Annotated in this window: 29 protein-coding genes; 13 read left to right on the top strand and 16 right to left on the bottom strand. The window is 67.5% G+C overall.

The window, feature by feature from the left end:
• Both HWX87_RS25460 and HWX87_RS25455 read left to right on the top strand, forming a co-directional pair.
• On the top strand, positions 1 to 123 hold a 123-nt coding region (locus HWX87_RS25460), incomplete at its 5' end, for an SDR family oxidoreductase (protein WP_176049839.1).
• Positions 124 to 208: 85 nt separating this feature from the next.
• Positions 209 to 607 (top strand): RidA family protein, encoded by a 399-nt coding sequence (locus HWX87_RS25455; RefSeq protein WP_176049838.1) that lies wholly within the window; start codon positions 209 to 211, stop codon positions 605 to 607.
• A gap of 13 nt (positions 608 to 620) precedes the next feature.
• Here the strand turns inward: HWX87_RS25455 and HWX87_RS25450 are convergent, their stop codons facing one another.
• Positions 621 to 1559 carry a LysR family transcriptional regulator gene (locus tag HWX87_RS25450; protein WP_176049837.1) on the bottom strand — a complete coding sequence of 313 codons (939 nt, stop codon included), beginning with the start codon at positions 1557 to 1559 and terminating at the stop codon, positions 621 to 623.
• Positions 1560 to 2024: 465 nt separating this feature from the next.
• On the opposite strand from HWX87_RS25450, the gene HWX87_RS25445 reads away from it, so the two are divergent.
• From HWX87_RS25445 to HWX87_RS25435, 3 genes are all read left to right on the top strand, one after another.
• Positions 2025 to 3161, top strand: a complete 1137-nt coding sequence (locus HWX87_RS25445; RefSeq protein ID WP_176049836.1) for a porin — start codon at positions 2025 to 2027, stop codon at positions 3159 to 3161.
• Between the two features lie 51 nt (positions 3162 to 3212).
• A complete protein-coding gene (locus HWX87_RS25440) occupies positions 3213 to 5069 on the top strand; it encodes a tannase/feruloyl esterase family alpha/beta hydrolase (RefSeq protein ID WP_176049835.1) in 1857 nt (618 codons plus the stop codon).
• A gap of 363 nt (positions 5070 to 5432) precedes the next feature.
• Positions 5433 to 5915 carry a DUF1641 domain-containing protein gene (locus HWX87_RS25435; protein WP_176049834.1) on the top strand — a complete coding sequence of 161 codons (483 nt, stop codon included), beginning with the start codon at positions 5433 to 5435 and terminating at the stop codon, positions 5913 to 5915.
• A 33-nt stretch (positions 5916 to 5948) separates the two neighbouring features.
• On the opposite strand, the gene HWX87_RS25430 is transcribed toward HWX87_RS25435, so the two are convergent.
• Positions 5949 to 6659: a response regulator gene (locus HWX87_RS25430; RefSeq protein WP_176049856.1), complete on the bottom strand. Its 711-nt coding sequence runs from the start codon at positions 6657 to 6659 to the stop codon at positions 5949 to 5951.
• Positions 6660 to 7230: 571 nt separating this feature from the next.
• Between HWX87_RS25430 and HWX87_RS25425 the strand changes: the two genes are divergently transcribed.
• Together HWX87_RS25425 and HWX87_RS25420 are read left to right on the top strand one after the other, a co-directional pair.
• Positions 7231 to 7551 (top strand): hypothetical protein, encoded by a 321-nt coding sequence (locus HWX87_RS25425; protein ID WP_244137751.1) that lies wholly within the window; start codon positions 7231 to 7233, stop codon positions 7549 to 7551.
• A gap of 23 nt (positions 7552 to 7574) precedes the next feature.
• Positions 7575 to 7796 carry a hypothetical protein gene (locus HWX87_RS25420; RefSeq protein ID WP_176049832.1) on the top strand — a complete coding sequence of 74 codons (222 nt, stop codon included), beginning with the start codon at positions 7575 to 7577 and terminating at the stop codon, positions 7794 to 7796.
• 31 nt (positions 7797 to 7827) lie between these two features.
• Here HWX87_RS25420 and HWX87_RS25415 read toward each other — a convergent pair whose 3' ends face one another.
• Positions 7828 to 8367: a GNAT family N-acetyltransferase gene (locus HWX87_RS25415; RefSeq protein ID WP_176049831.1), complete on the bottom strand. Its 540-nt coding sequence runs from the start codon at positions 8365 to 8367 to the stop codon at positions 7828 to 7830.
• Positions 8368 to 8538: 171 nt separating this feature from the next.
• On the opposite strand from HWX87_RS25415, the gene HWX87_RS25410 reads away from it, so the two are divergent.
• Both HWX87_RS25410 and HWX87_RS25405 read left to right on the top strand, forming a co-directional pair.
• Positions 8539 to 9540, top strand: coding sequence for an AraC family transcriptional regulator (locus HWX87_RS25410; RefSeq protein ID WP_176049830.1), 1002 nt, complete (start codon positions 8539 to 8541; stop codon positions 9538 to 9540).
• Between the two features lie 74 nt (positions 9541 to 9614).
• Entirely contained in the window at positions 9615 to 10520 is a 906-nt protein-coding gene (locus HWX87_RS25405) for a LysR family transcriptional regulator (protein ID WP_176049829.1), read from the top strand.
• A gap of 37 nt (positions 10521 to 10557) precedes the next feature.
• On the opposite strand, the gene HWX87_RS25400 is transcribed toward HWX87_RS25405, so the two are convergent.
• The 5 genes from HWX87_RS25400 to HWX87_RS25380 all read right to left on the bottom strand — a co-directional run bounded on the left by HWX87_RS25400 (position 10558) and on the right by HWX87_RS25380 (position 13538).
• Positions 10558 to 11274 (bottom strand): SDR family oxidoreductase, encoded by a 717-nt coding sequence (locus tag HWX87_RS25400; protein ID WP_176049828.1) that lies wholly within the window; start codon positions 11272 to 11274, stop codon positions 10558 to 10560.
• A 66-nt stretch (positions 11275 to 11340) separates the two neighbouring features.
• Complete coding sequence (locus tag HWX87_RS25395) at positions 11341 to 12009, bottom strand: peroxiredoxin-like family protein (protein WP_176049827.1); 669 nt, start codon at positions 12007 to 12009, stop codon at positions 11341 to 11343.
• Between the two features lie 269 nt (positions 12010 to 12278).
• The gene (locus HWX87_RS25390; RefSeq protein ID WP_176049826.1) at positions 12279 to 12821 is read right to left on the bottom strand and encodes a carboxymuconolactone decarboxylase family protein; all 543 of its coding nucleotides are present in this window, start codon (positions 12819 to 12821) and stop codon (positions 12279 to 12281) included.
• A 164-nt stretch (positions 12822 to 12985) separates the two neighbouring features.
• Entirely contained in the window at positions 12986 to 13207 is a 222-nt protein-coding gene (locus HWX87_RS25385; protein WP_034190041.1) for a hypothetical protein, read from the bottom strand.
• Positions 13208 to 13274: 67 nt separating this feature from the next.
• Entirely contained in the window at positions 13275 to 13538 is a 264-nt protein-coding gene (locus HWX87_RS25380; RefSeq protein ID WP_244137750.1) for an HPr family phosphocarrier protein, read from the bottom strand.
• 389 nt (positions 13539 to 13927) lie between these two features.
• Between HWX87_RS25380 and HWX87_RS25375 the strand changes: the two genes are divergently transcribed.
• Positions 13928 to 14272, top strand: a complete 345-nt coding sequence (locus HWX87_RS25375; RefSeq protein WP_176049825.1) for a zinc ribbon domain-containing protein YjdM — start codon at positions 13928 to 13930, stop codon at positions 14270 to 14272.
• Positions 14273 to 14292: 20 nt separating this feature from the next.
• Positions 14293 to 15129: a spermidine synthase gene (locus tag HWX87_RS25370; RefSeq protein ID WP_176049824.1), complete on the top strand. Its 837-nt coding sequence runs from the start codon at positions 14293 to 14295 to the stop codon at positions 15127 to 15129.
• 44 nt (positions 15130 to 15173) lie between these two features.
• On the opposite strand, the gene HWX87_RS25365 is transcribed toward HWX87_RS25370, so the two are convergent.
• Both HWX87_RS25365 and HWX87_RS25360 read right to left on the bottom strand, forming a co-directional pair.
• A complete protein-coding gene (locus HWX87_RS25365) occupies positions 15174 to 15359 on the bottom strand; it encodes a ribbon-helix-helix protein, CopG family (protein ID WP_021158209.1) in 186 nt (61 codons plus the stop codon).
• Between the two features lie 87 nt (positions 15360 to 15446).
• Positions 15447 to 16205 carry a YoaK family protein gene (locus HWX87_RS25360; protein WP_176049823.1) on the bottom strand — a complete coding sequence of 253 codons (759 nt, stop codon included), beginning with the start codon at positions 16203 to 16205 and terminating at the stop codon, positions 15447 to 15449.
• 241 nt (positions 16206 to 16446) lie between these two features.
• Between HWX87_RS25360 and HWX87_RS25355 the strand changes: the two genes are divergently transcribed.
• Together HWX87_RS25355 and HWX87_RS25350 are read left to right on the top strand one after the other, a co-directional pair.
• The gene (locus HWX87_RS25355) at positions 16447 to 16797 is read left to right on the top strand and encodes a hypothetical protein (RefSeq protein WP_176049822.1); all 351 of its coding nucleotides are present in this window, start codon (positions 16447 to 16449) and stop codon (positions 16795 to 16797) included.
• Positions 16794 to 17006: a twin transmembrane helix small protein gene (locus tag HWX87_RS25350; protein WP_006489184.1), complete on the top strand. Its 213-nt coding sequence runs from the start codon at positions 16794 to 16796 to the stop codon at positions 17004 to 17006. The genes HWX87_RS25355 and HWX87_RS25350 overlap by 4 nt, the downstream gene beginning before the upstream one ends.
• A 25-nt stretch (positions 17007 to 17031) precedes the next feature.
• Here the strand turns inward: HWX87_RS25350 and HWX87_RS25345 are convergent, their stop codons facing one another.
• From HWX87_RS25345 to HWX87_RS25320, 6 genes are read right to left on the bottom strand one after another with little or no spacing between them, the layout of a single operon-like run.
• Complete coding sequence (locus HWX87_RS25345) at positions 17032 to 18714, bottom strand: ABC transporter ATP-binding protein (protein WP_176049821.1); 1683 nt, start codon at positions 18712 to 18714, stop codon at positions 17032 to 17034.
• Positions 18711 to 19580, bottom strand: a complete 870-nt coding sequence (locus HWX87_RS25340) for an ABC transporter permease (RefSeq protein ID WP_176049820.1) — start codon at positions 19578 to 19580, stop codon at positions 18711 to 18713. The genes HWX87_RS25345 and HWX87_RS25340 overlap by 4 nt, the downstream gene beginning before the upstream one ends.
• A 13-nt stretch (positions 19581 to 19593) precedes the next feature.
• Positions 19594 to 20604, bottom strand: coding sequence for an ABC transporter permease (locus tag HWX87_RS25335; RefSeq protein ID WP_176049819.1), 1011 nt, complete (start codon positions 20602 to 20604; stop codon positions 19594 to 19596).
• A 35-nt stretch (positions 20605 to 20639) separates the two neighbouring features.
• A complete protein-coding gene (locus tag HWX87_RS25330; RefSeq protein ID WP_176049818.1) occupies positions 20640 to 22280 on the bottom strand; it encodes an ABC transporter substrate-binding protein in 1641 nt (546 codons plus the stop codon).
• A gap of 57 nt (positions 22281 to 22337) precedes the next feature.
• Entirely contained in the window at positions 22338 to 22913 is a 576-nt protein-coding gene (locus HWX87_RS25325) for a GNAT family N-acetyltransferase (RefSeq protein ID WP_176049817.1), read from the bottom strand.
• The gene (locus HWX87_RS25320; protein WP_176049816.1) at positions 22910 to 24055 is read right to left on the bottom strand and encodes an MsnO8 family LLM class oxidoreductase; all 1146 of its coding nucleotides are present in this window, start codon (positions 24053 to 24055) and stop codon (positions 22910 to 22912) included. The genes HWX87_RS25325 and HWX87_RS25320 overlap by 4 nt, the downstream gene beginning before the upstream one ends.
• Between the last annotated feature and the right edge of the window lie 320 nt (positions 24056 to 24375).

Below are 24375 nucleotides of genomic sequence, written 5' to 3'. Positions count from 1 at the left end.
ACGTACTTCAAGCGTTACGGCAGCCTCGACGAGCAGATCGCGCCGATCCTGTTCCTCGCGTCCGACGAGGCCAGCTACATCACCGGCACGGTGCTGCCGGTCGCGGGCGGCGATACGGGTTGAGCGGCGCGCCGCCTGCTTTTGCCTATCGACAACCTTCATCGACAACCAGACGGCCGGCGCCACGACGCCGGTCACGGAGACATCCATGCGTGATCGCAAAGCCATCGTTCCGGCCGGAATGGAAGCGGTGTACGAGAAAATCGGCTACGCGCCGGGCCTGCGGGTCGGCGATACGCTGTACGTGTCCGGCCAGATCGGCCGCGATGCGGCGATGCAACTGGTCGAGGGCCGCGAAGCACAGATCGTGCAGGCGTTCGAGAACCTGAAGCAGGTGCTGGAGGCGGGTGGCGCGTCGTTCAACGACGTGGTCGACCTGACGACGTTCCATACCGACATGCGCGACCTGCCGCTGTTCATGCAGGTACGCGACCGCTATCTCGGTGCGCATCCGAAGCCGGCATGGACGGCGGTCGGCGCGCACATGCTGGGCGGTTCGCCCGGTTACATCGTCGAGATCAAGGCGGTGGCCGTGCTGCCGGACTGACCGCGACGTTGCATCACGGTCCGGTTTCCGAGCGGTCCTGCGACGCCGGAGGCAGGTACACCATCCCGTGTTCGTCGTACAGGTCGTAGATGAGCCGCGGCATGCGTTCGATGTCGTCGGATTCGTCGAGCATGCGCATGCTCATGATGATCGGCGACACGAGCCGCGCGTCGTCGAGTTCCTGGTAGGACACGTCGTCGCGCTTCAGCCCGTACACGCTCTTCGGCACGATCGACACCCCTTCGCCGGCCGCGACGAGACCGAGCGCCACCTGCAGCTCGCGCGTCTCCAGCACGCGTGCGGGCTTGATCGCGCGGTCATGGAACGCGGCGAGCACCTGGTCCGCATAACTCGGGCGCGGCGCCTTCGGAAACACGATCAGCGTGTCGCCGAGCAGGTCGTGCAGCGACAGCGGCGCGTTCGTTGCGCACAGCCGGTGGCCGAGCGGCAGCGCCGCGATCATCGGCTCCTCGCGCAGCACGACGCGGCGCACGCTCGGGTCGTTGAGGCGAATGCGCCCGAAGCCCACGTCGATACGGCCTTCCTTGAGCGCCTTGATCTGGTCCATCGTCGACATCTCGTGCAGGCTCAGCTCGACTTCCGCATGCAGCTGGCGATAGCGGCGAATCACTTTCGGCAGCATCCCGTACAGCGTCGAGCCGACGAAGCCGACCGAAAGACTGCGCTCGATCTTGCCGACGCGGCGCGTCATCGATTCGAGTTCGGCTGTTTGAGCGAGCAACTGCACCGCATGCTGGTGAAAGAAGCGGCCGGTCTCGGTGAGCTTCAGCGGGCGCGATTCACGCTCGAACAGCAACGCGCCGAGCAGCTGTTCGAGTTGCTGGATCTGCCGGCTCAACGGCGGCTGAGCGATGTGAAGCCTTTGTGCGGCACGCGTGAAGCTGCGCTCTTCCGCGACGGCGACGAAATAGCGCAGATGGCGTAGCTCCATGTTCGGTGCGGTCGAGTGGGGAGGGGGAAGAGGGCGCGAGGCGCGAATGGTTGTGTCGATTCTAAGGCAGAGACGGCGATCGCGTGACCGGATTTTCGTAAAAATCAATTCGGTTTGCAGATCGATTTTTGATGCATGGCCGCAATCGATGCACCAAAGGAGGGCGGCATGGCGATGCATACCTCGCAGATATGAACCGATACCCATTCGGTGTTGGACTGGTCATTTTGCGGTCGCTACTATCGCCGCAAACAGGTTGCAAAGCCGAACGGAACAATGCAACAAGGAGACGCCCCCGATCACATCCCCTTTGGCCGGAAGCCCGCGGCGAGTCGAGCGAACGCGCGTCGATGCCCGACTGTCGTCACGCGATGATCCGGCTCGGTCTTTTTCTTCCGAAACGCCCGGTTACTGATCAGTAGCCCGAATCAACAAGAAATACCCATATCAACATTTGGAGACGGAATGAGATTTCAGCATCTCGTAGGCGGAGCTTTGCTCGGATTCACGACGGCCGGTTTTGCGCAAAGCAGCGTGACGCTGTACGGCGTCATCGATACGGGCGTCGAGTATGTGTCGCACGCCAACGCAGAAGGCAAGGGCATCGTCCGGATGCCGTCCGTCACCGGCGAATTGCCGTCGCGCTGGGGGCTGCGCGGGTCGGAGGATCTCGGTGCTGGCTACAAGGCCGTATTCGCGCTGGAGAGCGGCTTCAACGTCGGCAGCGGCACGATGGGGCAAGGCGGTCGGCTGTTCGGCCGGCAAAGCTGGGTGGGGATCGAAAGCCCGTACGGCACGCTGTCGTTCGGCCGCCAGTACACGATGACGTATTACGCGGTACTCGATGCCGACCTGCTCGGCCCGAACATCTACGGCTTGCCGTCCCTCGACGCGTATATCCCGAACGGCCGCGCCGACAACGCAGTGGCATGGCGCGGCAAGTTCGGCGGCCTGACGGCCGGCGCGATGTATTCGTTCGGCCGCGATTCGGCCGGGACCGGCAACTCGCCGGGGCAAGGCACATGCGCGGGGCCGACGCCCGGCGAAACGACCGTGTGCCGGCTGTGGTCGGCGATGCTCAAATACGATTCGACGTCGTTCGGCGCGGCCGCTTCGTATGAAGAGCAACGCGGCGGCGGCGCGACGGCGGCCGCGAACTTCTTCGACGGCGTCAAGCCGATGCCGCTGACGTCGAACGGCGACAAGGACGATCGCGCGCAGGTCAACGGCTACGTCAACGCGTTCGGCGTGAAGATCGGCGGCGGCTGGATCGGCCGCTGGGTCGACACCGATTCGTCGGGCGGCCCGAACGTGCATTCGAACCTGTTCTACCTCACCGCGAACTACTACGTGACGCCGGCTTTCCTCGTCGACGGCGGCATCTATCACGTCAACGTATCGGGCCAGGATGCGCGCGCGACGCTCGGCGCGTTGCGCGGCACCTACTTCCTGTCGAAGCAGACGGCCGTCTACCTGCAAGGCGCGTACCTCGCCAACAGCGCGCACGCCGCGTTCACGATCAGCGCGGGCGGGGGCGGCACGACGCCCGCACCGGGGCAAAACCAGGTCGGCGTGATGGCCGGCATCCGGCACATGTTCTGAGCGGATCGCTTTCATCAACGCAAATAACTCGAGAGAAGACGGAGGGGCAATATGAATTCGACGACAAGCGGCAACGGCGGTCGCGGTGCATGGCGTGTGGGTGCGTTGGCGGTCGCGTCCGCGATAGGAACGCTGGCGTTGTCCGGCTGTAACGATCACGACGTGGAGGCGTCGGGAAGCGGCACGACGTCCGTCGCGCTGGAATGCAACGACACGATGAAGGCGCGCTTCGCGCCGGACGCGAACACCTCGGTGATCGCCGTGAAGTCGTTCAAGGCCGGCGATCCGCTGGTGTTGACGGCATCGGCCGCCACGTCCGCGACGCCGGTTGCCGGCAGCGACCTGTGTCTCGTCAAGCTGAACGTGGGCCCCGGTCACGCGGGGCCGGCAGGTGCGCCGTCGACGTCGGCCGGCATCGGCATGGAGATCTGGCTGCCTGCGCCGGCGAACTGGAATCACCGGATCCACAACCTCGGTGGCGGCGGCTGGCAAGGCGGCGCGTATGACGACCCGACGCAGGTCGCGAGCGCCGGCGGCGTGCCGGGCGCGGCGGCGATCGCGGCCGCCGAGGGCGCGGTGGTCGGCACGACGGATACCGGGCATGCCGTGCCGAACGGTTCGTTCGCGATGAATCCGGACGGCACGATCAACACGGCGCTGTGGAACGACTTCGCGCAGCGCAGCCTGCACGAACTGGCGCTCAAGACGAAGGCGCTGGTCGCCGCGTACTACGCGACGCCGCAGAAGTATGCGTACTGGGACGGCTGTTCGACGGGCGGCCGGCAGGGCTACAACGAGGTGCAGAACAACCCGTCCGACTACGACGGCTACCTGAACGGCGCGCCTGCCTTCAACTGGTCGAAGTTCATCACGGGCGAGCTGTATCCGCAGGTCGTCGCGCAAAGCGATCTCGGCGGCGCGATGCTGACCGATGCGCAGCAGTCGCTGCTGTCGGGGGCGGCGGTCAGCGCGTGCGATTCGGTCGGCGGCCAGCATCTCGGTTACCTGATGGACCCGGCCCAGTGTCGTTACGATCCGACCCAGGACGCGACCGTGCTGTGCTCGGGCGTGAAGATCGGCGCCGTCACCGGCACGAACACGACGGCCGCGTGCGTGACGGCCGCCCAGGCGACGGCCATGAACAAGACCTGGTACGGGATGACGCGCGACGGTTCGGTGCCGAGCCCCGCGGCCGACATCGGCACGGCCACGTCGCTCGCCAGCAACCAGCTGTGGTTCGGCCTGATGCGCGGCACGCTGACCGGTGCGCTGGCCGGCGCGTCGCCGTTCAGCATCTCGACCGACCTGGTCGCGCTGGAGCTGCAGGATCCGACGATCGCGGGCACCAACTTCACGAACGCGACCGGGAACGGCGCGAACAAGTGGAAGGGCCTGGGCTATGCCGGTCTCGCGAACGCCTACGACCAGGGGATCGCGCTGCAGCCGTCGTTCGGCAACATCAATACCGACAACCCGGACCTGTCGGGGCTCGTGAAGAGCGGTGCGAAGGTGCTGCATTACCACGGCCTGGCCGATCCGCTGATCACGCCGTCGGGCAGCATCAACTACTACGAACGCGTGGCGAGCCGGATGGGCGGCATTCCCGCGGTGCAGCAGTTCGACCGGCTGTTCCTGGTTCCGGGCATGGGGCATTGCAGCGGCTATGGCGGTGTCAACGGCACGGCCGGCCCGGCGCAAACGGCCAGTACGCTGCCGTTGCCGCATGCCGACCGCCAGGACCTGTACGCGCAGCTGGTCAACTGGGTCGAGAACGGCAACGCGCCGGCCAGCATCAAGCTGACGTCGGCGGACGGCAGCGCGAGCCAGCCCGTCTGCATGTATCCGACGAAGGCGACGTACAACGGTTCGGGGTCGATCAAGGACGCGGCGAACTATTCGTGCAAGTAACGGCGGGCGACCGGATGCGCACGGCGGAGCAGGCCGTGCGCGTCCGCATTCTTGGCCGGCATCCATTTCGTGTCCTGCAATCCCTGCGGGCCAGCGGTGCCGTCAGGTCGACGAAGTCAGGCGGGATGAGAGTACGCTGATCGGGTCGGGCATCGACGAAGCCTGGTGCGTGGCCGTTATGCGTCGGTGCAGCCTGTGTCGCATTGCGACGACGACGGGCGTCCGGGCACGGCATGCGGATTGCTGCATGGCCCGCTCGCCCGGCGACCGTCGCCGGCGCCATGTCGATAGCCGAACGACATGCATCCGGCGCGCACGGCTGTCGCCGTGACATCCACGCAGCGTCTCATCCGGAGAACACCGATGACCGAACGCCAGCCCCCCGATCCGACCGCTCCGCACGCGGAGCCCAGTGCGCACGACGCGCTCGAACACCTGCTCGGCAGCCTGCACCGGCACGGCTTCCTGCATTTCGCCAACGAGGTCGTCAGCGCGAATGCGCGGCTGGCCGACACGTTCGTCGATGCGCTCGACAAGCCGGGCATGCAAAGCGGGATGCAGAATCTTGCCGTCCTGCTCACTGCGCTGTCGCGCATTCCGCCCGAACAGTTCGGCAAGGCCGTGTTCGCGGCCGCCGACGCGCTGCATCATGTCGGCGCGTGGCAGCCGTCGCAGCACCAACACGTCGCGCCCGGCGTGCGCGGGGCTTACCGGCTGCTGCACGACGAAGCGCTGTGGGATGCGCTGACGCCGTTGCTCGAGGGCCTGAAGGTGTTCGCGCAAGGCCTCGCGCGCGATCCGCAGTCGCCTGTTGCCGCGCCGGACGAGAAGACGAAGGGTACGTGATCCGAAGCATCGCACGTCGGCACCCGCGCCGCGTCATTCCCACGCGTGCTTGCTGAACTGATAGCCCTTGGAGCGGATCGTCTTGATCCGTTTCGGCTCGGTCGCGTCGTCACACAACTTGCGGCGCAGCTTCGAGATGCGGCCGTCGATCGAGCGATCGAGGCCATCGAACGCGATGCCGCGCAGCAGCAACGTCAGGTCTGCGCGGCTGACCACTTCGCCGGCGCGGCATGCAAGGGCCCACAGCAGGTCGAATTCGGTCGACGTCAGACGCGGTACGCTGCCGTCGGGCAGGTGGACGCGGCGATCCGCGCGGTCGATCGAGAACTTGCCGAAGGTGAACCGCTGCGGTGACTCCGGCACGCAGTCGGCCGGCTGCGGGCGTGTCCGCCGCAACTGCGCCTTGATCCGCGCGAGCAGGATGCGCGGCTCGACCGGCTTGCGGAGAAAGTCGTCGGCGCCCAGTTCCAGGCCGAGCAACTCGTCGAACGGCTCGTCGCGGGCCGTCACCATGATGACGACGCCGTCGTATTGCGTGCGTGCCGCGCGGCAAATCTCGAATCCGTCCTTACCCGGCAGGTTGATGTCGAGCAGCACCACGTCGGGGCGGCTCGCGACGATCGTCGCGGCAGCGCCGGCGCCGTCGAACAGCGTATCCACCTGGTAATGATGCTTGCGCAGATAGTCGGCGATCAGCGCGGACAGAGGGACGTCATCTTCGACGAGGAGGATTCGGATGGGCATCGCTGAACGAGGGGTAAAACGGGAAAGTGGCGAGCGGTCAGGCCCAGTCCGAACGCGTGGTAGCCGACGCGACGTGCATGGTACTGCGCAACATTCCGGCGGAATGTGACGAAATCTGATTCGTTCGGTGAGCGTATCGATGTGGAAATCGCCGCTGCCTGGCGGAGCGGTGAATGGCTGGCGGAGCGGCGGCGAGCGACCGGTCGAAACGGTGCGGCGCGATATCTGGCGCGGGGCCGGCGAGGATGCGCGACCGGACATCCTTCAGACGAAAACGTTTGCGGAAATCCGTTGCCCCAAACGTCGCCCGCATGGGCGGAACCGAGGCCAGGCAAGGTTACTCGACATATCATTACAAAATATTACCAACATCGCCGGGTATCCGTCCCTACAATTGCAGCACCTGCCACGTGCGCATGATGGACCGCGATTCCGTTGGTGTCCCGGCCGCATTGCGCGCCGGCACCTGCCGGGCAGATAGACGGGCCGCGTGCCATTGACGGGGGATGAAATGACGCCGTTGCAAGTCGTCCAGCGTCTCGATGCGCTCACGAACGCGATCGAAATCGCGGTGGCGCGGGCCGACTGGAGCGAGGCCGTTCAGGCCGCCGACGCGCGTTTGAAGTTCGTGGCTGCGCTTGCGCCCGAACCACCGGACGAGGTGCTGGCGGCGCTCAGGCGCATGCAGGAGATCGACGTCCGGATCTCCGCTGTCGCACGCGACACGTTGCAGGTGCGCATTGCCGAAAGCCGGATTGCGTTGCACGAAACCCGCGCGGCGATGAACGCGCTGAAGGCGAAACAGCAGCCGCTCGGGGTGGGCGCTGCAGCATCGCGCCGTGCTTCCCGCACGGGCATCCGACCCAATTCCCGCCCTGCAACACGAAGCTGATATTCGCTTCCTTCGGGAGTGGCATGAGATTCAGAAAACGCACCAGTTATGTCGATGCAACACGATGGTTCGCCGACGGCGATCATGACCGGGTGGAGCGCCGTCACGGCATCTGGGCCGTCGCGACGCCCGAAGGCTGGCGCTCGGTGAAGCCGGGCGACTGGATCCTGCTCGACGAATGCGGAAACTGCTGGCCGATGGAAAACGGCCTCTTCAAGCATTTCTACGAACCGGTAGCGGAGTGACCCGGCCACCGGGTCGACGTGGCGCCCGCGCCTATCGGCTTTTGCGCGAGAACAGCAGCGAATCGGCGTCGTTGAAGCGGATGCGTTCCGGCGCGCCATAACCGGCTTTCTCCGCCACGCGGATCGACGCGACATTCGTCGGCGCGATCAGGCACACGCTGCGCTCGAATCGCTGCTGCCCGTCGAGCCACGCCAGCGCAGCCGCGAGCGCCTCGGTCGCGTAGCCCTTGCCGTGCGCCCAGGTTGCGAGCGCCCAGCCGGCTTCCGGCACGCCGCGCACCGACGGCTCGATGTTCCGGTGGAAATCCGCGAAGCCGAGATCGCCGACATAACGACCCGATGCCTTCTCGCGAATGGCCCAGTAGCCATAACCGAGCAGCGGCCACAGGCCGCGATACGCGAGCATGCGCATCCACGAGTCGCGCGGCGCGGACGGCTCTCCGTTGAAGATGTGCGCGACGACAGCCGGTTCGGCCCACATCGCGGCGAGCGCGTCGAAGTCGCCGAGCGGATGGCCTTCGAGGACGAGACGGGGCGTGTCGAGAACGGGCGGGGAAGAGACAGGCGGCATCGAGGTTTCCGGAACAGGGTTGAACAGAACAGCCAGACCGTCAAAGCGCCGAAATCATATCAAAAGCCCTGAACGACGGTGGCGGCATTACGATGGGATCCCGCTTCCCGCGCGATAATCGCAATCACGTGCGGCACGTGCCGCATGACCGGCTCGCCTTCACCACTCAACATGACGCTTGAATCCGACTGGCTCAGCCGCTTCATGGCGCTCGTCACGGTCACGGGGAAGCTCGAGATCCGCTGCGCGTTCGGTGCGCCGTGGGCGATCGCGTACGAGCGGTCGCCCGCATGTGAGATTCCGTATCACGTCGTGCTGCGCGGCCGCGCGATCCTCGAGAATCCCGACGACGGCGCCGTGCGCGAACTCGGCAGCGGCGACATCGTGCTGTTTCCGCACGGCTCGCCGCACGTGCTGCACGACGGCAGCGGGCTGCCGCCGGTGCCGGCCTTCAAGCGGCCGGGCGGTCACGTCCTCATCGGCGAGAACGCGGGCACCGGCGAGCGGCTCGACATGCTGTGCGGCCGTTTCGTGGTCGCGCCGCCGCACGACCGGTTGATCCGGCGCCACCTGCCGCCGGATCTCGTCGTGCGTGCGGCGGTGGACAGCCGAATGCCCGATGCGCTGGCCGTCACCGCCCGGCTCACGGCACTCGTGGAGTTGATGCGTGCCGAGTCGCTCGAACAGCAGCTCGGCGGCCTCGCGATCCTGAACGCGTTGTCGGCGGCGCTGTTCGCGCTCGCGCTGCGCGCGATCAGCGAAACGGGGCAGGCGCCGACCGGCCTGCTTGCGCTGGCCGGCCATCCGCGCCTCGCGCCCGCGATCGTCGCGATGCTCGACGATCCCGCGCGGCCGTGGACGCTGCCCGAGCTGGCCGGGTTGTGCAGCATGTCGCGCGCGACCTTCATGCGTCATTTCCAGTCGAAGCTCGGGCACTCGGCCGCCGACCTGCTGACCGACATCCGGATGAGTCTTGCCGCGAACGCATTGCGCCAGCCGTCGGCCAGCGCCGAGGCCGTGTCGTCCGATGTCGGCTATCAGTCGGTGGCTGCGTTTCGGCGCGTGTTTACGCGCTGGGCGGGCATGACGCCGGGCGACTGGCGGCGCCAGTCGATGGGGGAGCGGCGCGATGCGGCGACGCCGATCGACGGCGACGCGACGGACGCGGAATAGGATCGCTGCGAGCGTCGGATTACCCGTTGCGCGGGCGGCACGCCGCATCAAACAAGGACAGGGAGAAGCAGGGCATGGATCGACTCTCGGCAATGGAAACCTACGTCAGCGTCGTGGAGGCCGGTTCGTTCTCGGCGGCCGCGAAGCGGATGAATCTCGGTCAGCCGGCGATCTCGAAGTCGATCGCGCAGCTCGAGGAGCGGCTCGGCGTGCGTCTGCTGCTGCGTTCGACGCGCGGGCTGACGACGACCGACGCCGGCCAGCGGTTCTATGAACACGCGAAGGTGGCGATCCGCGAGGCCGACCGGGCCGAGCACGTCGTGCGCGATGCGTCCGCGAGCCTGTCCGGCAAGCTGCGCGTGAGCGCGGCCGTCAGCTTCACGTGCCTGCACGTGCTGCCGAAACTCGACACGTTCCTGAGCCGTCATCCCGATCTGGAGATCGACCTCGCGCTCGACGATCGCAACATCGACCTGCTCGAAGAGGGCACCGACGTCGCGCTGCGCATGGGCACGCTGATCGATTCGTCGATGATCGCGCGCCGCATTGCGCGCAGCCCGCGGCTCGTCGTCGGCACGCCTGCGTATTTCGAACGGGCCGGCATCCCGCAATCGCCGGCTGATCTCGCCGGTCACCAGGCGATCGTGTATGCGCAACGCGGCGGCGGCGAAGCATGGTCGTTCAGCCGCAACGGTGCCGAGGTTGCGGTGGCCGTGTCCGGGCGCCTGCGCGTGAGCGCGGCAGAAGGGATGCGGACCGCCGTGATCGGCGGCATGGGGCTGGCGGTCGCGTCGCGCTGGATGTTCTCGCCGGAGCTCGCAACCGGTGCCGTTCAGGCGGTGCTGACCGACTGGACGCTGCCGCCGGTCGACCTGTGGGCGGTGTTTCCGGCCGGCCGCCTGGTCACCGCGCGCGCCCGCGCATTTGTCGAATTCGTCGAACAGGCGCTGGCCGAAGGCGAACCCGCACCGGCGCCGTGATGGCTGCCGGTACTGCGCGCGAGCGCGCCGCTGTCGCTCAGAACGGCGCCTTGCCGATCGACGCGCCGCCGTCGACGTAGAGCGTCTGCCCCGTCATGAAGCCGGCGTCGTCCGACAGCAGGAACGCGATCGTCGCCGCGATCTCGTCGGGCCGGCCGAAGCGGCCCATCGGCACGGCGGCGAGATAGCGCCGTTCGCCTTCGCTGCCCGGCGCGTTGTTCGCGCGGAACAGTTCCGTTTCGGTCGGCCCGGGCGCAACCGCATTGACGGTGATGCCGGTGCCTGCGAGTTCCAGCGCCCACGATCGCGAGAAGCTCACGAGCGCGGCTTTCGCAGCGGCATACGCGGTGCGCTGCACGATGCCGAGCACGGTCAGGCTCGATATGTTGACGACAGGCCCCCAGCCGCGCTCGCGCATGCCGGGCAGCAGCGCCTGCACGGTCTGGATGGCCGGATGCAGGTTCAGCGCGAGCACGTCGTCGAGGTCGCCGAGCGTCACGTCGTCGACGGACTGCGCGCGCACGCGGCCGACGTTGTTCACGACGCCGTCGATCGCGTGCCGCTGCACGAGCGCGCGCAGCGCGTCATCGGTCGCGTGGCGGTTGGCGAGATCGACGCGTACGAGTTCGCCCGGGAATGGCGCGTCGTCACGCGCGAGGCCGATGACGCGATGGCCGGTGCGCACGAGCCGTTCGGACAACGCGCGTCCGATTCCCTTGGTTGCGCCGGTGACGAGAAAGGTGCGTGTGGTCATGAAGGATTCCAGACGAAAAGCATCGGGACAGGCTCCGTGCCGCGTACTGCGGCGTGGAGCACCGGGTCACGCGTGCACGGCCTTGTCGATGACCGGGAACATTTCCGACGGATCGGGGCGATGCGTGTAGTCGGGATTGACTTCCGAATACAGCACGATGCCGTCCTGTCCGATCACGTAGCGTGCCGGCATCGGGAGCGTCCAGCCCGGATCGTTGTTGAAGGCGGGCAGGTCGTTCTTCAGCGCCTTGTACAGGTCGACCAGATAGTCGGGCAGGTTGAAGCGCAAACCGAACGCCGCGCCCGTCTCGCCGTTCACGTCGCCGAGCACCGGGAAATCGAGATGGTTCGTACGCACCGATTTGCGGCTGTTCACGGCCGTCTGCGGCGAGATTGCGACCACGTTCGCGCCAAGCGCGTTGAGCTGCGGCAGCGCTTCGTTCAGCGCCTGCAGTTCGAGGTTGCAATACGGGCACCAGACGCCGCGATAGAACGTGACGACGAGCGGCCCCTTCGCGAGCAATTCGGTCGACGACACCTCGTTGCCGTCCTGGTCCTTCAGGCGGAACGTCGGCGCGCGGTCGCCGGCCTTGATCGCACGGGCGGCCTGGCCGCTCGCGATCAGTTCGGCCGTCGCGCGCTCCATGATCGGGTGGATTTCCGGCGGCGCGTAATACGGCGGCTTGCCGGCCTTGAAGTCGGCCTTGAATGCGTCGAGTTTGTCCTGGAGCGACATGGCGAATCTCCTGTGCGTGGATGGAAGTCCGGTAGCTGGGCGGCGAGCGAGCGGCTCGTCGTGGAACCCATCTTCGGAGAAGCCTGGTCGCACCGGTAGCGGGCGCGGACTCATAACTTCCATTCCCGGCGGGAATGGCGACGGCGCATCCCGTGCCGCGGCCGTCATCAACGCGACGCGCCCGTCACGGCGGCAAGGCCGGCGACGGGCGCGATCGGGGCTGCGGCAGGAGCCGGCATCGCAGCGGCATGCCGGCGCGCCAGCGGCGCTTACTTCACGGGCGGAAAATCGACGACCGTATCGTTGATGCGGTTGAACGTGTTGGTGAAGATCGTCAGCGCGATCGCGAGCGAAATTTCCGCGAGTTGCGCGTCGGTGTAGCCGGCTTCGCGGATCGCCGCGAACTCGTCGTCGGTAATCGTGCCGCTGGTCCGTTGCAGCGTCAGCACGAAGCGGATCAATGCGTCGCGCTTCGCATCGCCGGTGTTCGGCTCGGCCGAGCGGATCGTGCGCAGTGCGTCGGCCGACAGCCCGGTCATCTTGCCGAGCAGGTTGTGCGCGGCCACGCAATAGTCACACCCGGTGTCGGCGCTGACCAGCAGCTTGATCGTCTCGAGGTCCTGCTTGCTCAGCGTGCCGCCGGCGAGCACGCCTTCGCCGTTGAGCACGGCGGCGAGCACGTTCGGCGCGAGATGGCCGACGGCGGCGAACAGGTTCGGGACGGTGCCGCCGGCGACCTTGCGGACCTGGGCGTACACGTCGGCAGTGGCGCCGGTGGCGGATTCGATGGCGGGGATGGCGATGCGGCTCATGACTGGCTCCTTGATCGGAAAGTTGAGGCCCGTTGGTTCGGGGTGACTCCACTTTAGAAGCGCAGGCTGATCCTTGTAAGACTTGAAATCGCCATAAAGATGCTCAAAAGTATCAACCGAAAATCGATTACCTCCGGCACCACGACCGGCCGCCCGCGGGCGACCTACTTCCGGCTTTTCAGAAACGTCCGTCCTTCGGCCGTGATCGACGCGCCGGAGCGGCCGTGCACGGGGTGACTGACGAATCCGGCGCTGACGAGCTCCCGCGCGATCGACCAGCCGAGTGCCGGCGCGTCGCGTCCGTAGCGGACATCGGCGAGGCGCTCGAGCGCCCAGATGGCGGAGGCGGACAGGTTGGGAGTGTTGGACATGTCGGTATCGCTCATCGCTTCCTCGGGGGGAGTGGAGATTCGGGGTGGGCGGCGCAATGCCGCGAGACTGGCGGCACCAGCATCAGCGCGCCTGGAGCAACGGCAGCAGCGCGTGAAGCGCCGCTTCTTCGTCGGGCCCGGTGGCCAGCACCTGGGCCGACGTGCCGCCGTGTACCTGCAGCGACGCGATGGCGGCGCTGTCCTTCGCGTTCCCGCTGAGCCCGTTCGCGATCAGCAGGATGTCGCTGTCGAAGCGGCGCGCTGCGTCGGCGGTTGCGTCGCGGGCGGCGGCGCCGCGGTTGCGGTTCCACGCGGGGCCGATCTGAACGTACACAACGGTTGCCACGATGCTGGAAATCCTCCGGACAGGGGCGGGATCGGTGTGCGGCGCGGGGCCGGCCACGCGCCGGGTCGCGCGAAATGCGGTGCCGGGACGCGTGCCGCGTGCGCCGGCAGGCCGGGCTTTCACGGTTTTTCGCGGAATCGCGGCGCACGATCCGGTGCGAACGTGCCGGCAACCTCGGTAAAGCTGCGTTCAAGTTCGCTGAATGTCGCGAAGTCGAGGATTATAATGCATCGGTCAGAACATGTGTATTGCATTATAATGTCGTGTGCGCCGCTACCGGCCTGCCGCTATTGCCGGCAGGCGTTTGCCGGCCGCATGACCGCCGGGTGCGCAACCTGCTCGCCCGGCATTTTTCTGATCGACCCGACTCCTCCCGAATGGAAGCTGCAATGAACGCCGCCCCCGCCTGCCCGCAATGCGCGATGGAAAACACTTACCCGGACGGCACGCTGACCGTCTGCGCCGACTGCGGCCATGAATGGTCGGCCGGCGCGGGTACCGAAGCAGGTGACGAACCCGCGGGCGACGTCGTCAAGGACGCGAACGGCAACGTGCTGTCGGACGGCGATTCGGTCGTGCTGATCAAGGACTTGCGCGTGAAGGGCTCGTCGATCACGCTGAAGATGGGCACCAAGGTGAAGAGCATCCGGCTTGTCGGCGGCGATCACGAAGTCGACTGCAAGACCGACATGGGCGGCTTCATGCTGAAGGCCTGCTATCTGAAGAAGGTCTGAGCGCCCGCGCGCGCCCGACCATGATCGACGATCGAGCTTCCTACGACGCGTTCGTCAAATTCCTGGCGACGCCGCTGAACGACGGCCGGCCGTTCGTGCTGGAGACGCGGCACGCGCTGTCGCTGCACTTCGATCATTTCGGCACGCAGAGTTTCATGTCGCTGCGCGACCCGGTCCGGCTCGAGCTTGGCTATACGCGCGTGATGATGGGCTTTCTGCTGCTGCAGCCCGAGCCTGCGCACATCTGCATGCTCGGGCTCGGCGGCGGTTCGCTCGCCAAGTACTGCTACCGGCACTTGCCCGCTACGGCGATCGACGCGGTCGAGATCAATCCGGACGTGATCGCACTGCGCGATGTCTTCAGGATTCCTGCCGATGACGCGCGGTTCGCAGTGGTATGCGCCGACGGCGCGGATCATGTGAACAGGGCGGACGTCCGGACGGACGTGATCCTGCACGACGCGTTCGTCGCCGACGGCACGCCAGGCCGGTGTACGGGCGGCGCATTCCTCGACGCGTGCCGCGCGCGCCTGGGCGAAACCGGCGTGCTGGCGATCAACCTGATGGACGACGACCCGGCGCTGCCGCAGCATCTCGAGCAGTTGCGGGCGGTGTTCGGCGCGTCGTATGCGCTGGTGCACTGCGGCGACGACAACAACTTCGTCGCGTTCGCATGGAAGAGCGACAACCGGCTGCCGTCATTGCGGATCCTGCTCGAACGCGCGCTCGCGTGTGCGCAGGCCGGCACGCTCAAGCTGGCGGCCACGGCAAGGCGCATGAAGGCGGGGGAGAACGTCGATCCGCGGCGGCTGGTGTGGCGAGCGCAATCGCACGGGCGATGGGAAATCGGCGCGTGACCGGCGTGTGATCGGCGCCGTGGGCGTGGCCGGTGCGGCCGCGCTTACTTCACGCGCTTGCCGAGCGCGCTCTTGGTCTTGTACGTGACGCCGTGCCGGTCGAGATATTCGCGGATCAATTGCCGCACGACCTGCGACGGCGTGAGATCCTGCTCCGCGCAGAGCATTTCGAAGGCTTCCTTCTTGGCGGGGTCGATCAGGACGGTCAGGCGGGCGGTTTTCGTTTCCATGACGGGGCGAGCGTGGTCGATATGTTAATCAAATTATAATCGATCCGACTTCGGCGCCACCGCCGGAATGACGGTTCTCGCGGCCGATCAGCGGCTGCTGCGGAGCAGCGCGAGCAGGTCGTCGATGACGGGCACGATCGCGAGCAGCACCAGCACCGCGGCGAGCGGCACCGTCGACACGTAGCCGACATGCTTGAAGCCGATCGCGCCGGCCAGCCCGCCGACGAAGAACGACGCGAGCATCGTCGCGTGGATCCTCAGCTTCGAGCGGTTGGCGATCACCGCATGCGCGTCGACGTCGACGGCCGACCGGTTCCAGTAGAACAGCTTCCCGAGTTCGATGCCGAGATCGGTCACGATGCCCGTCATGTGCGTCGTGCGGATCTCCGCGCCCGACAGCTTCGTGATCGTCGCGTTCTGCAGCCCCATGATGAAGCACAGCAGCGTCACGGTCACCGGCACGAAGAAGGTTTCCCACAGCGCGAGATGGCTGCCGAGCAGTCCGAACAGAAGCAGCAGTGCTGCCTCGACCAGCAACGGCAGCATGAACTGGCTCTGCAGGCCGCGGCGGCGTCCCCAGTTGACAAGGATCGCCGAGCAGCTGGCGCCGATCAGGAACGATCCCAGCGAGCTGATGCCGGCCAGTGCCAGCCGTACGTCGCCGAGCGCCGTCTGGTCGGCGATCGCGGACACGATGCCGCTCATGTGCGACGTGTATTGCTTGACCGCGAGAAAGCCGCCGGCATTGGCTGCGCCGGCGACGAACGCCAGCGAAAACCCGAGCTGACGGTTCGCGGTCGCGCTGCGGTGTTTTCCCGTCAGGTTTCGAAAGTACTGCGCTGGCATAAGGGCTTTGCTCAATCGCCGCGGATCGCGGGCACGGACATGAAGACCGGCGCCTGGCGGCAGGGCGTGCACGCTGCCTGCGCCGAAGGCCGGGTCTGTCGAATCATGTGATGAACATGATAATTCCATTATCATACTCTGTTAGCCTCATGGGGCTGACAGTACAATGCGAACGGTACGACCGGCCTGCGGCTTCGCGGCCGAGTGGCCCGTGTTCGCGCTCCCTTCGACCTACCGCTTCATGACCCCGATCAAGTTCATCCTTCGCTACACGGCGATTCCGTTCACGGCCATCGTGGCCGTGGTGCTCTGGACTGTCATACCATCGTCGAAAGAGATTGATGCGAGACAATATGCGGCGCTGTCGCGCGCGTACGCGAGTTTCCCGCTGCCGTTCCGGCACGAGATCTCGGAAGCCATGGACCATGGCCGGATCAACGACCGGCGTTACCAGACGCTCGTGCGCGACTCGCTGGGCAACGGCGTCGCGCTGGACTGGCCGGCGTCAGGCGTCGGCGGCATCGCCGACGAACGGAATAAACTGGCCGAACTGATTCAGGCCGATTCGGATCTTCAAAGGCAACAGCAATGAAAACCCTGCTGGTTTCCGTGGCATTCGCGATGATCATCGCGAGCCTCATCTTCGCGCTGTATTTCATGAATCACGATCGCGGCAAGTCCAAGCGGATGGCGTGGTCGCTTGCGGCCCGCGTCGGGTTGTCGGTCACGCTGTTTCTGTCGCTGCTGATCGCGTACAAGCTCGGCTGGATCGAACCGACCGGGTTGCCGATCGGCCGCTGACGATCGGGTTGGCGCCGGGCAACGCTCACGCGAACGCGTCAAGCGCCGGTGCGGCGTACGCACCGGGCAGCGTCGGCAGCGCATCGAGGAGCGATGCGGTGTACGGGTGCGACGGCGCATCGAACACCTGTCCGACCGGGCCGCTCTCGACCACGCGGCCGCGCCGCATCACGAGAATCCGGTCGGCCACGTGATGGATCACGCCCAGGTCGTGCGAGATGAACAGCATCGCGGTGCCGTGTTCCGCTTGCAGATCGGCGAGCAGATCGAGTACCTGGGCCTGGATCGATACGTCGAGCGCGCTGACCGGTTCGTCCGCGACGAGCAGTGCCGGGTTCGATGCGAACGCGCGCGCGATCGCGACGCGCTGGCGCTGGCCCCCGGACAATTCGCGCGGGTAGCGGTCGAGGCACGCGGCGCCGAGCTGTACTTCGTCGAGCAGTTGCAGCACGCGGCGGCGCCGTGCGTCGCCGTGGATAGCGGGCGCATCGAGGCTTTCGCCAATGATCCGTCCGACCGAGTAGCGCGGGTCGAACGAGCTGTAAGGGTCTTGTGCAATCAACTGTAGCCGCGCACGACGGGGGCGCCGCGCGGCTTCCGGTACGCCGTTCCACGGCTGGCCGTCAAGCATGACGGTGCCGCTGTCGGGCTCGACGAGCCCGAGCACGATTCGCGCGACCGTGGATTTGCCGGAGCCGGATTCCCCGACGATGCCGAGCGTCTCGCCTCGCGCGAGGGAGAACGAGATGCCGTCGACCGCGGCCGGCGCGTCGCGTCCGCCATAGCGCTTCGTCAGCGCGTCGACGGCCAGCACCGGTGCGTGCGCATCGATGCGCTTCGGCGGCAGCGGAACGCGTGCGGCGGTCGCGAGCCGAAACCCGCGCGACGCGGGGGTGGGAATCGCCGCGAGCAGCTCGCGCGTGTACGGATGCGCCGGCGAACTCAGCACGCTGCGTGCCGGCCCTTGCTCGACGACCTGGCCGGCGCGCATCACGAGCACGCGGTCGGCCAGGTCCGCGACGACCGCGAGATCGTGACTGATCAGCAGTATCGCGTCGCCGGCGTCGCGCCGCGCACGCAGCAGCGCCAGAATCTGGCGTTGCACGGTCATGTCGAGCGCGGTGGTCGGCTCGTCGGCAATCAGCAGCGACGCGCCGCCCGCGATCGCGGTGCCGATCAGCACGCGCTGCCGCAAGCCGCCCGACAGTTGATGCGGATACTGCGGCAGCCGCCGCTCGGGGTCGTCGATGCCGACCGAGCGCAGCAGGTCGGCGCTGCGCGCGGCGACGTCGCGCCGGCGCATGTCGTGCAACGCCTCCGCCACGAGGTCGCGTACGCGCCACAGCGGGTCGAGCGACACCAGCGCGTCCTGCAGCACGTAGCCGATCCGGCGGCCGCGTATGGCTCGCCAGTCGCGTTCCCGGTGGCTGCGCGCGTCGGTGCCGCCGATCTCGAAGCACGCGGCATCGATCACGGCGTGCGGGCCGTTCAGCCCGACGAGGCTGCGTGCGGTGACCGACTTGCCGGAACCCGATTCGCCGACGAGCGCGACGCATTCGCCGGCATGCACGGCAAGATCGAGCGGGCCGGCGACGGTCCGCGTACCGCGCGGGCCGCGAAACCCGATCGTCAGGCGCTCGATGCGGACCAGCGGTGTGCCGGCGGCCGTCGCGTGCGAAACGGTGCCTTGGGTGCCGCGTGCGCTCATGCTGCCTCCCGGCGCTCGAAGCGCGTCTGCCAGTAGCCCCCGAGCGCATTCACGGCGATGACGGCCGCGGTGATCGCGAGGCCGGGCCATACCGCGATCCACCACGCGTTGTACAGATAGTTGCGGCCTTCGGCGAGCATCAACCCCCATTCCGCGGCGGGCGGCTGCGGCCCCATGCCGAGGAAGCTCAGTCCCGACGTGCCGATGATCGCGGTGCCGAGCCCGATCGTCGCGAGTACCGGTACCTGGGCAATCGCATGCGGCAGCACGTGTCGCCATACCAGTACCGCCGGTGCGAGGCCGAGCGTGCGCGCGTGCTCGACATGGCCTGAAGCCGCGACGACGAAGGTCTGCGCCCGCACCACGCGTGCGAAGCGCGGCACCGACGCGACGCCGAGCGCGAACACGAGGTTCGTCGCGCCCGGGCCGGTGAACGAGATCAGCATCAGCGCGAGCAGCAGGTCGGGGAATGCGGAGACGACATCGAGCGAGCGCGTGATCAGCTCGTCGAGCCAGCCGCGCGCGAGGCCGGCGAACAGTCCGAGTGCGGTGCCGAACAGCGTCGCGACGCCGATTGCCGCCGCGCTGATCGACAGCGAGTAGCGCGCGCCATGCACGACGCGCGAAAAGATGTCGCGGCCGAGCTGATCGGTGCCGAGCCAGTGCTCGGCGCTGCTGCCGAGCTGCGCGGACAGCGGATCGGCCGCCAGCGGATCGTCGTGTGCGAGCCAACCGGGTGCGAGGACGGCGACCGCGTTCAGCAGCAGATAGACGGCCGCGAGCGCGAGGCCGGGATGGCGACGCAGCCAGCCGGCCGCGCGGAACGTCGCCGGTGCGGGCGGCGCGAGATCGACGGGAACGGACATCGGTGCCTCCGGTTCAATGCGCTGCGCGGCGGTCGCGCAGGCGGGGATCGATCAGCAGGTACAGCAGGTCGACGGCGGTACTGAGCGCGACATAGATGGCGGCCGACAGGATCGCGATCGCGAGGATCACCGGCATGTCCCTCGACAGCACCGCGTCGACCGTCACCTTGCCGAGCCCCGGCCGGCCGAACACCTGCTCGGTAATCACCGCGCCGCTCAGCAGGCCGCCAACGAGCCAGCCGGCGAGCGTGACGGCCGGCAGCGCCGCGTGGCGCAGCGCATGACGCACGCGTAGCGCGAGCCCGTCGATGCCCCACGAACGCACCGTCAGCGCGTAGGGTTCGTCGAGCGCACGCTCGATGCCTTGCCGCAGCACACGGCCGATCACCGCGCCCTGTGCGAGCCCGAGCGACAGCGCGGGCAGCACGAGCGACGCGAAGCCGCGATCGCCGGCCACCGGGAACAGCTTCAGCGTGAAGCTGAACACGAACAGCAGCATGATTCCGAGCCAGAACGACGGTGTCGACGCGAGCAGCAGCTCGACGCCGGACGCGGCGCGCCCGGCCCAGCGGCGGCCGGCCGTCAGCACCGCGAGGCCGACGGCGAACACGATCGTCACGACGAGCGCCGCGCCCGTCAGCTTCAGTGTCGGCCACAGCTGTCCGAGCACGAGCGGCGCAACGTCGGTGTTCAGGATGTACGAGCGGCCGAACTCGCCGTGCAGCACGCGCCACAGGTAATGCAGGTACTGCAGCGCAAGCGGCTCGTCGAGTCCCCATTCCTGGCGGATCGCCGCCTCGATCTCCGGCGTGCTCAACTGCTCGCCGATCAGGATGCCGACGATATCGCCCGGGGCGAGATGCACGGCCGCGAACGACAGCGTCACCGCGGCCCACAGTACGAGTGCGCTGGTCGCGAGCCGCGTCGCGATCGGCGAGCGCAGCCAACGGCGCCATGCCGCCGGCGACGCTGCGGCCGGCAGCGCGTCCGGGACGGCGAGGGGCGTGGACGGCGAACGGTTCATGATCGAATTCTCCTGTCGGATCGATGCGCGTCGGCCTACCGCTTCACCCACACGTCGTACGGGTTCTCGGGCATCTGCGCGAACGGGCGGAAGCGCAACCCCTGGACCGTCTTCGCGGCGGCGATCTGGTCTTCGGGCTCGTACAGCGGCACCGCATACGCCTGCTCGTTGATCGCGAAGCGCTGCAGTTCGCCGTACAGCTTCTTGCGCTCCGCCGCGTTCTGCGTGCGCGCGGCCGCCTGCAGCCAGCGCGTCAGCTCGGGCGCCGACGCACGGCTGTAGTTCAGCGCACCGCCGCGATCGACCGGCAGGTAATGGCCTTCGATGTCGATCCCGTCCGGCGGCGTGTTCGAGTTCGCGATCGAGCCGAACTTGCCGCTCTTGCGTGCCTCGACGTAGGTCCCGTCGTCGACGTACTGGATCTTCAGGTCGATGCCGAGCCGTTGCCGCGCCTGCGCTTGCAGCGCCTGCAGCAGCACGTCGCGCTGGTCGCGCACCGTCGCCTGTGCCTGGATCACCGCGATCGTCAGCCGCTCGCCGTTCTTCGTGCGGTAGCCGCCGCTGTCGCGCGTGCTCCAGCCGGCTTCATCCAGCAACCGGTTCGCGAGCGCCGGATTATTGCCATAGGTCCGTTCGATCGTGGCGTCGTAGAGCGGATCGATCGGCGACGTGATCCCCCACGCGCGCGTGCGCTCGCCGCGGTAGATCGACTGCACGATGCCGGTCGTGTCGAGACCCTCGAGCAGGGCGCGGCGCACCTTCACGTCCTGCGTCGGGCCATGGGCGACGTTCAGGAACAGCGAGTAGGGCGTACCGGTGTTGAGCGCACGGCGGTAGGTGAAATCGGCGTTCTTGCGGATCAGCGCGGCGTCGTTGCCCGACACGCCCTCGATCACGTCGACCTGACCGGACAGCAGCGCGCCGGTGCGGACCGACGATTCGGGCAGGAACCGGTAGACGATCCGGTCCAGGTAGGCGGGCCCCTGGTGGCCGGCCGTCGGCGGCGCCCAGCGATAGTCGGGGTTCTTCGCGAACTCGATTTCCTGCCCCTTCACGTAGCGGCGCAGGATGAATGGGCCGGTGCCCGCGATGTCGGTGCCGCCCGATTTCAGGCCGGGCCGGTCGAACGCGTTGGGCGACAGCAGCGGCAGCCGGCCGGCGAACGTCAGGAACGGCGCATACGGTGCGTCGAGCGTGATGACGACCGTGCGTTCGTCCGGTGTCTTGACATCCGAGACGTGCGAGATCAGCCGCGCGAGCTGGCTGCCGGCTGCATATGACAGTTCGCGCGCGTTCAGGAAGTTGCGCGCAACGGCCTTCGCGTCGAACGGCGCGCCGTCGGTGAACTTCACGCCGTCGCGCAGCGTGAACGTGTAGGTCTTGCCGTCGGCGGACACCTTGTAGCCGGTCGCGAGCCACGGGACGTAGCTGCCGTCGGGTTTCTGCACGAGCAGGCTCTCGTACGCGTTGCGCAGCAGCAACTCGACCTTGTCCTGGCCGTTCAGTTGCGGGTTCAGCGTGCGGGGCTCCGTTTCGACGCCCCAGGTCAGCGTGCCGCCCGAGACGGGCGTGGCCTGTGCGAACGCGACGTGCGGCAACGCGAGGGCGAGCACGAGCGCGGCCGACGCGGTGCGGCGCGACATGAAGCGGGCGGAATCCGGAAATGCGAATGTCATGCTGGGAAGCCTTTCACGAAGGGGATTGCAGGAGAGCACGGCGCGGCGGACCGTGCGTTACGCGTTCGCGTGGACGCGTGCACCGTCCCCGGCGGAAACGACCGCCGGCGCATCCCGATAGAGATCGGGGATCAGGATCTTTCTCAACCACACCAGCGGCGTGCCGAGCGTATTCGTCGAGCGGTCGAAGGCGAGGTAGCCGTGGCGCTCGTAATACGGCTGCAGCCATGGATGATTGGTCGCGGTCGCGAGATAGGTCGCGGGGGCCTTGACCTGCGCGGCCAGGAACCGCGATTCGACGTGCTCGATCAGTGCCTGGCCGAGGCCCTGGCGTTTGAACGCGGGGGCCACCGCGAACCAGTGCAGGAACGGATACGGCGTGCGACCGGGTTCGCCGGATACCCACGGGAACCGCACGGTCAGTGTCGCCGCGAGCGCGGTGCGACCGTCGTCGGCGGCCCGTTCGAGCACGAATGTCGTTTCGCGAACGATCGTCTGTGCGACGAGACCGATCGGCGAGCGGGTGATGTTGAAGTGCACGCCTTGTGCGATCAGGGGTGCGTACGCGTCCTGCAGCAACGCATAGACAGCCGGCACGTCGTCGGCGCCGGCGATGCGGATCGTATCGGTCATCGCGCCGCGCTCTCGAGGTCCGATTGGCGGGCGACCGGGTGCATGCTCGCGTCTCGCGCATCCTGCCGGTCGCGTGGCGCCGCCGCGTCGTGGTCGTCGGCGCGCGCGCCGGCCAGCAAGCGCAGCGACGCAATCCGCGGCGCGGCATCGGCGACCGGCGTGTCGACGACGAATTCGGCAATCCCGTGACGGCGGTGCAGCGCGTCGAGTTCGCGCAGCACGTCGTCGCGCGTGCCGTGCACGATTCGCGTTTCGCGCGGGTCGATCCGGTACGGGCCGCCACCGGCCTGGCGGATGTAGGCATGCGCCTGTTCGAGACTGCCGACGTTGACGGCGGGCGTGTCGCCCACCTGTACGCGAAAGCCCTGATGGCCGCTTGCCAGTCGAGCCGCCGCGTCGCGGGTGGCCGCGACGATCACGGAGACCGCAAGCAGCGGCGCGCGGTTGCCCGACGCGCGGCGGTATGCGTCGAACGTAAGTTCCAGATCCGCGACGGATGCGTTGAGGTGCGACGCATGAACGTACGCCCAGCCGAGCCGCGCCGCGAGCGCGGCGCTTGCCGCGCTGGCGCCGAGCAGGAACGGTTGCGCGGGGACCGGCGGGTGCGGCGTCGCGTGCAGTGCGCCGGCATCCTGCCCGGTCGCATCGGCGGTCGCGGCGGTCCCCTGAAGATGGCGGTGCAGCGCGTCGGCCAGATCGGCGAACGACGCGCGCCGCGCCGGATCGTAGCCGTCCTGCAGTGCGCGCGTCGACAGCGGCAGCCCGCCCGGCGCTTTGCCGATGCCGAGATCGACGCGGCCGGGCGCGAGCGACGCGAGCAGGTTGAAGTTTTCCGCGATCTTGTACGGACTGTAGTGCTGCAGCATCACGCCGCCCGACCCGACACGGATGCGCTGCGTGTGCGCGAGCACGTGCGCGATCAGGATCTCGGGCGACGGGCACGCGAGCGCGGCCGTGTTGTGATGCTCGGCGAGCCAGTAGCGGTGGTAGCCGGCGGCATCGGCGAAGCGCGCGAGCGATACGCTGCGCGCCAGCGCGTCGGCGGCGCTTTCCCCCGGCGCAACGGGGCTCTTGTCGAGCACGCTCAGGCGGAACGGCAACGTGGACAAAGGGGAGTCGGAGCGGATGGCGTCGAACGTCATGATGAGGCGATCGGCGCGGGTCGAAGCGGCCTGATCAACGGGTTAGGCATGCAGAATTATTTTTCGGCGGCGTTCGCGCGGTCAAACAATCAAGAGGAATATCGAAAGCCGAAAATATTCGTTCCGACCGACCGGGGGGCTTGCGTTATGGTCGTTGGCTGCGCGCCTCGTGGCGCGTGCATGGCGCCTGCCGGACGATCCGACGCGAGTGTGCTCGCCATCGTGATGCCGGCATGCATCGCCCGAACCAACGGAATCACGAGGAGTGCAGATGAACGACGATGGCGAACGACGCATGGCGCGCACCGCACGCACGGGCG

It is taken from the genome of Burkholderia sp. BCC1644, from assembly GCF_902833225.1.
Taxonomy (GTDB): domain Bacteria; phylum Pseudomonadota; class Gammaproteobacteria; order Burkholderiales; family Burkholderiaceae; genus Burkholderia.
This window is presented reverse-complemented; position numbering and strand designations above follow the sequence as displayed.